The organism is Streptomyces sp. NPDC058459 (assembly GCF_042721685.1).
Classification (GTDB): domain Bacteria; phylum Actinomycetota; class Actinomycetes; order Streptomycetales; family Streptomycetaceae; genus Streptomyces.
Genome location: NZ_JBHXLV010000283.1, coordinates 1 through 6334, shown reverse-complemented (window position 1 = coordinate 6334; position 6334 = coordinate 1). Strand labels below are relative to the sequence as shown.

Annotated in this window: 6 protein-coding genes; 5 read left to right on the top strand and 1 reads right to left on the bottom strand. The window is 74.1% G+C overall.

Annotation, left to right across the window (positions count from 1 at the left end; translation table 11 throughout):
- Positions 1-75: 75 nt before the first annotated feature.
- From ACFWN1_RS30670 to ACFWN1_RS30650, 5 genes are all read left to right on the top strand, one after another.
- Positions 76-1308 carry an NAD(P)/FAD-dependent oxidoreductase gene (locus ACFWN1_RS30670; protein ID WP_384369169.1) on the top strand — a complete coding sequence of 411 codons (1233 nt, stop codon included), beginning with the start codon at positions 76-78 and terminating at the stop codon, positions 1306-1308.
- Between the two features lie 66 nt (positions 1309-1374).
- Complete coding sequence (locus tag ACFWN1_RS30665; RefSeq protein WP_384369166.1) at positions 1375-1740, top strand: Rv2175c family DNA-binding protein; 366 nt, start codon at positions 1375-1377, stop codon at positions 1738-1740.
- Positions 1741-1891: 151 nt separating this feature from the next.
- Positions 1892-2539 (top strand): thiamine phosphate synthase, encoded by a 648-nt coding sequence (gene thiE / locus ACFWN1_RS30660; protein WP_384369163.1) that lies wholly within the window; start codon positions 1892-1894, stop codon positions 2537-2539.
- Between the two features lie 113 nt (positions 2540-2652).
- Entirely contained in the window at positions 2653-3576 is a 924-nt protein-coding gene (metF, locus tag ACFWN1_RS30655) for a methylenetetrahydrofolate reductase [NAD(P)H] (RefSeq protein ID WP_384369160.1), read from the top strand.
- 56 nt (positions 3577-3632) lie between these two features.
- Positions 3633-4550, top strand: coding sequence for a hypothetical protein (locus tag ACFWN1_RS30650; RefSeq protein ID WP_384369157.1), 918 nt, complete (start codon positions 3633-3635; stop codon positions 4548-4550).
- Positions 4551-4557: 7 nt separating this feature from the next.
- On the opposite strand, the gene ACFWN1_RS30645 is transcribed toward ACFWN1_RS30650, so the two are convergent.
- A complete protein-coding gene (locus tag ACFWN1_RS30645) occupies positions 4558-6048 on the bottom strand; it encodes a phytoene desaturase family protein (RefSeq protein WP_384369154.1) in 1491 nt (496 codons plus the stop codon).
- Positions 6049-6334: the final 286 nt, after the last annotated feature.

Here is a 6334-nt window from a genome sequence, read left to right as displayed (position 1 = left end):
GAAGGGGGAAGGGGAGTCCGGGCCGGGTGCGGGCACCAGCACCGTGGAAGAACTGAGCTGACCTAAGGTGATCACGTGAGCGAGCAGACATCTCCGGACGGCACGGCACAGGGGCGGCGCGTGGTCGTCGTCGGGGCGGGGACGGCCGGGGTGCAGACCGCCGTCGCCCTGCGCGAACAGGGCTTCACCGGGCCCGTCACCCTGATCGGGGCCGAACCGCACCAGCCCTACGACCGGCCCCCGCTGTCCAAGGCCGTCCTCCTCGGCACCGCCGAGGGCTCCGCCTTCGACGTGGACTTCGCCTCGCTCGGCATCGAGCTGAGGCTCGGCTGCGAGGCGCTCGGCGTCCGCCCCGCCGAGCACGAACTGGACACCGCCACCGGGCCCGTCCCGTACGACGTGCTGGTCCTGGCCACCGGCGCGGAACCCGTACGGCTGCCCGGCACCGACGAGACACCCGGTGTGCATGTGCTGCGCACCCTGGACGACGCCGAGCGGCTGCGCCCGGTGCTCGCCCGGCAGCACGAGGTCGTGGTGGTCGGCGCCGGCTGGATCGGCGCCGAGTTCGCCACCGCCGCCCGCGAGGCCGGCTGCGCGGTGACCGTCGTCGAGGCCGCCGACCGCCCGCTGGCCGGAGCCCTGCCCGCCGAGGTCGCCGCCCCGATGACCGCCTGGTACGCCGACGGCGGCGTGGACCTGCGCACCGGCGTCCGCGTGACGGCCGTGGAACCCGGCGCCGTGGTGCTGGACGACGGCGCGCTGCTGCCCTCGGACGCCGTCGTGGTCGGCATCGGCGCCCACCCCGCCACCGCCTGGCTGACCGGCTCCGGCATCGCCCTCGGCGCCCACGGCGACGTCCTGGCCGACGACCGGCTGCGCACCTCCGAGGAGGACGTGTACGCCGTCGGCGACTGCACCTCCTTCCCCTCGGCCCGCTACGCCGAGCGGCTGCTCGTCCACCACTGGGACAACGCCCTCCAGGGCCCCCGTACGGTCGCCGCCGACATCCTGGGCGAGGAGGCGGCGCCCTACGACCCGGTGCCGTACTTCTGGTCCGAGCAGTTCGGGCGGTTCGTGCAGTACGCGGGCCACCACGCGGCCGCCGACCGCACGGTGTGGCGCGGTGACCCCGCCGACCCCGCCTGGACCGTGTGCTGGCTGCGCGAGGGCCGCCTCGTCGCCCTGCTGGCCGTGGGCCGCCCGCGCGACCTGGCCCAGGGCAGGCGGCTGATCGAGGCGGGCCGCCTGATGGACGCCGAGGCGCTGACCGACCCCGCGCTCCCGCTGAAACAGGCCGTCGTCGAGTAGGCCGGGCGCCCGTGCCCGGAGTGGCCCGACTACCGGCTGTCGGTGGGGGATGGCAGGCTAGGTGTCGTGACCGAGATTGACACCAAGATCGACGCTCTTGTCCCCGCCTGGCTCACCCTCCCCGACATCGCCGAAAAGCTCGATGTCGAGGTGACGCGTGTGCGGCAGCTGGTCAAGGAGGGCCAGCTCATCGCCGTACGCAGAGGTGAGAACCGGGCGCTGCACGTCCCCGCCGCCTTCATCGACGAGGACAAGGTCGTCAAGGGCCTCACCGGCACCCTGACGCTCCTGCGGGACAACGGGTTCACGGTCGAAGAGATGATCGAATGGCTCTTCACCCCCGACCCCTCCCTGCCCGGCACCCCCGCGCAGGCCCTCAGCGAGAACCGCGGCACGGAGGTGAAGCGCCGGGCCCAGGCACTGGCCGGCTGACCCACCGCGTCGGGGGCCCTGTCGCCGGCAGGGCCCCGACGACGCCCGACCGGCGCCGCTCACGGCAGCGATGCCCGTACGCGCTGACGCCCGTACGCGCGGACGCCGTACGCGCCGACATCCGCACACCGACCACCGGGGGACTCACCGCATGCCCGACACCGCCCGCGCCCGTCTCGCCGCCGCCCGGCTCTACCTCTGCACGGACGCCCGCAGGGAGCAGGGCGACCTCGCCGAGTTCCTGGACGCGGTCCTGGCCGGCGGTGTCGACGTCGTCCAGCTGCGCGACAAGGGCATGGAGGCCGCCGAGGAGCTGGCCCACCTGGAGGTCTTCGCCGACGCGTGCGCCCGGCACGGCAAGCTGCTCGCGGTCAACGACCGGGCCGACGTGGCCCATGCCGCCGGAGCCGGTGTGCTCCACCTCGGCCAGGGCGACCTGCCGGTGGCCGCCGCCCGCGCGATCCTCGGCGACCGGGTCCTGATCGGCCGCTCCACGCACTCCGAGGCGGAGGCCGCCGCGGCCGCCGCCCAGGACGGCGTGGACTACTTCTGCACCGGCCCCTGCTGGCCCACCCCCACCAAGCCCGGCCGCCACGCCCCCGGCCTCGGCCTGGTCCGGTACACCGCGGGGCTCGACACCGAGCGCCCCTGGTTCGCCATCGGGGGCATCGACCGGACCAATCTGGACGAGGTGCTCGACGCGGGCGCCCGCCGGGTGGTCGTGGTCCGCGCCATCACGGCCGCGGACGATCCCGGTGCGGCGGCGGCCGAATTCGCCGAGCGGCTCCGCGAGGTCTGAGCCCGCGCCGCCCGAGGGCGGAACCGTCCCAAGGGATGGACAAAGGCCCGGCAATTCGGCCATATCGCCGGCGCCCTGTTGGGCAGCCGCTCACCCGTGGCTAACCTGCGGGTATGGCCCTCGGAACCGCATCCACCAGGACTGATCGCGCCCGGACCGTCCGGGACATCCTCGCCACCGGCAAGACGGCGTACTCCTTCGAGTTCTACGCGCCGAAAACCCCGCAGGGCGAGCGCAACCTGTGGAACGCGCTGCGCAGGGTCGAGGCCGTCGCGCCCGACTTCGTCTCCGTCACCTACGGCGCGGGCGGCACCACCCGGGCCACCACCGTCAAGGAGACCCAGCAGATCGTCGTGGACACGACGCTCACCCCGGTCGCCCACCTCACCGCCGTCGACCACTCGGTGGCCGAACTGCGCAACATCATCGGCCAGTACGCGGACGCCGGCATCCGCAACATGCTCGCCGTGCGCGGCGACCCGCCCGGCGACCCCATGGGCGACTGGGTTGCGCACCCCGAGGGGCTGACCTACGCGGCCGAACTGGTGCGCCTCATCAAGGAGTCGGGGGACTTCTGCGTGGGTGTCGCCGCCTTCCCGGAGATGCATCCGCGCTCCGCCGACTGGGACACCGACGTCGCCCACTTCGTGGACAAGTGCCGCGCGGGCGCCGACTACGCGGTCACGCAGATGTTCTTCCGGCCCGAGTCGTACCTCCGGCTGCGGGACCGGGTCGAGGCCGCGGGTTGCCAAACCCCGGTCATTCCGGAGATTTTGCCGGTCACCAGCGTGAAGATGCTGGAACGGCTGCCGAAGCTGAGCAACGCGCTGTTCCCGCCCGAGCTGAAAGAGCGCATCCTCTCGGCGAAGGACGACCCGGCGGCGGTACGCTCCCTGGGCATCGACTTCGCCACGGAGTTCTGCGCTCGGCTGCTCGCCGAGGGGGTGCCCGGACTGCACTTCATCACGCTGAACAACTCCACGGCCACGCTGGAAATCTACGAGAACCTGGGCCTGCACCACCCCCCGCGGGCCTAGACCGGCCACCCCGCGGTACGACACACTGCGTAACGGTCACTGGGAGAGGGGCGTACATGGGCTGGACGGTCCTCTACATCGCGTTCGGCGTCGTCGCGCTGTGGTTGCTCGGCGAGGTGCTGCTGCAGTACAAGGCGCGGCTGCGCTGGCGGCTGCTCGCCTTCACCGGGTTCCTCGGTGTGGTGGTCGGCGTGCTGATGCCGTCGGTCATCGTGATCGGGCTGGGCGCCATCGCTTTCGCCGTCGGGCAGACCTACGTCACGCTGTCGTTCCGCAAGGGCTTCGCCGCGGGCTGGGCCGTCAAGCGCCCCGAGGACGAGGAGGGCGGCCCCGTCGCCCGGCGCCGCCGCGGCCGCGCCGAGCGCCAGGATCCGGTCCTGGACGCCCCCGACCCGGACGAGTCCGCCGACTTCGCCCAGGACCACCCCGGCCCGGCGTCCCCGGCCTACACCGGCGACGCCTACGACGACGCCTACGACCACGACGACGTGTTCACCCCGGTCCGCCCCGACCCCACCGCCGCCGGGAGCACCTCGGTCTACGAACCCCAGCCCATGCCCGACGACACCGGCTCCTACGGCGTCTACGGCGCGGGCACCCCGGCCCAGCCCCAGCAGACCGACCAGACGTACGCCTACGACTACTCGGGCTACGGCCAGCAGAACTACGCCCAGGACGGCTACGACACCGGCGCCCAGCAGGCGTACCCCGCCTACGCCGACCCCTACGGCCAGGGCTACGAGGGCGGCTACGACAACTCCGGCTACGCCCAGCAGGGTTACGCCCAGCAGAGCTACGGCCAGGACGCGTACCACCCCGGCGGCCAGGGTGAGACCCCGGCGGGCGGGGTGTGGGTACCGCAGCAGCGCACCGACGAGAACTACGACGGCGAACCCCCGCCCGAGCAGCAGTACCCCTACCAGGGCCGGCCCCAGCAGCAGAACACCGGTTACGACGAGCGGTACCGCTTCTGAGCGCGGCTCACGTCGAGCCCCGGAACCGGGGCCCCTCCACGATGAGTCCGGCCACCATCGCCCCCGACATCCCCGCGTGCGGCAGCCCGCCGCCGGGGTGGGACCAGCCACCGACCCGGTACAGGCCGGGCAGCCGCGTTGAGTTGGCCGGGTGCAGGAAACCGCCCTCGCCCGCCGCCAGTGAGGGGGCGGGGACCGTGCCGTACCGGGCGCCGGTCTCGGCGGAGTTGTGGTCCGGGGTGCGGACCTCGCGCCAGAGCAGGCGGTCGCGCAGGGCCGGGATCGCCTTCGCGGCCGCGTCGAGCAGTATCTCCGCGTGGCGCGCGTCCCCGGCCACGCCTGTGGGCAGCGCCGCCCACACCACCGCCGACTCGTGCGCGGCGTCGGGCCGCAGCGCCGGGTCGTCGGGGCGCAGCACGGTCACCGTGGGAACGGGTGGGGAGTCGCCGCCCGGACTCGCCAGGAAGTCCAGCTCGGCCTCCGCGTCCGGGGCGTGGACCACCGTCCGGTGCGCGGCCCCCGTCTCACGGGCGCCCTTCAGCGCCAGCAGCAGGGTGAGCCGGGCCGCGCCGCGCTCACCGGGGCGCACCTCGCCGGGTCCGTCCAGCGAACCGTCCGTCAGGCGGCCCAGCAGCGCCGGGTCCACGCCGGCCACCACATGGTCGGCGTCCGCCACCGTGCCGTCGGCCAGCTCCACGCCGGCCGCGCGGCCGTCCTTCACGATGATCCCACCGACCTCGGCGCCGAAAACGAACTCCACCCGGCGCCGCACACAGCGCTCGTACACCGCGCGGGCCAGCTCGCGCAGGCCGCCGCGCACGTACCAGGTGCCGAAGGCGTGCTCCAGGTACGGCAGGACGGCCGCGCTCGCCGGGGTGGTGCGCGGGTCCAGGCCGTGGGCGAGGGCATGACCGGTCAGCAGGGCCGCGAGCCGGTCGTCGCGCAGCTCCCAGTCGGCGACCTCGGCGAGGGTGGTGGCCCGGCGGGTGCGCAGCAGGCGCTTGTGCGGGACCGCCGGATAGGGCTCGCGCTCCGCCAGCACCTGCCAGTCGGGCCACAGCGGCTCCTCCAGCAGCGGGCGCCGGGTGCGGTCCCAGGCTTCGCGGGCCCGCACCAGGAAGTCGCCCCAGCGGTGCCCCACACCGGTGCCCAGTGCCCCGTCCAGCGCCGAGACGACGCCCGCGCGCGAGGCGTTGGGGACGGCCACCCCGGTGCCGTCCGCGAAGACATGCCGGGCGGAGGGGTCGACCTGCACCAGCTCGACCAGGTCCTCCAGCGGCTCCTTGCCGGTCTTCAGGAACAGGTCCCGCCAGACCGCGGGCAACGGCAGCAGACCGGGGCCGGTGTCGAAGGCGAACCCGTCCCGCTCGAAGCGGCGCACCGCGCCACCGTACGTGTCCGTCCGCTCGTACACCGTCACCCGGTGGCCCGCGACGGCCAGCCGGGCGGCCGCCGCCAGCGCGCCCATCCCGGCGCCGATCACCGCAATCCGTGCCATGACCGCGACTTTACCCACCACCACTGACAGCGGTCCCCCGGGCCCGGAGGCGGTGGCCTGAGTACCCGTACCTAGACGCACAGATGAGTAGCCGCACGGATGGGCCGGGGCGGGCCCGGACGGGAGAGTGGGGGCACGGCCAGGGGGCGCGGCCCGGCACCGCCGACACGGGGCGGCGGAACGGACCCGCCCGCCGGCCGCTCCTTCCGTCAATCGGTCGGCGGAAGCGAGACACGGGGCCGTGGCCGTGAAGGGCACGGGGACCGCGGTGAGAACCGTGCGGGGG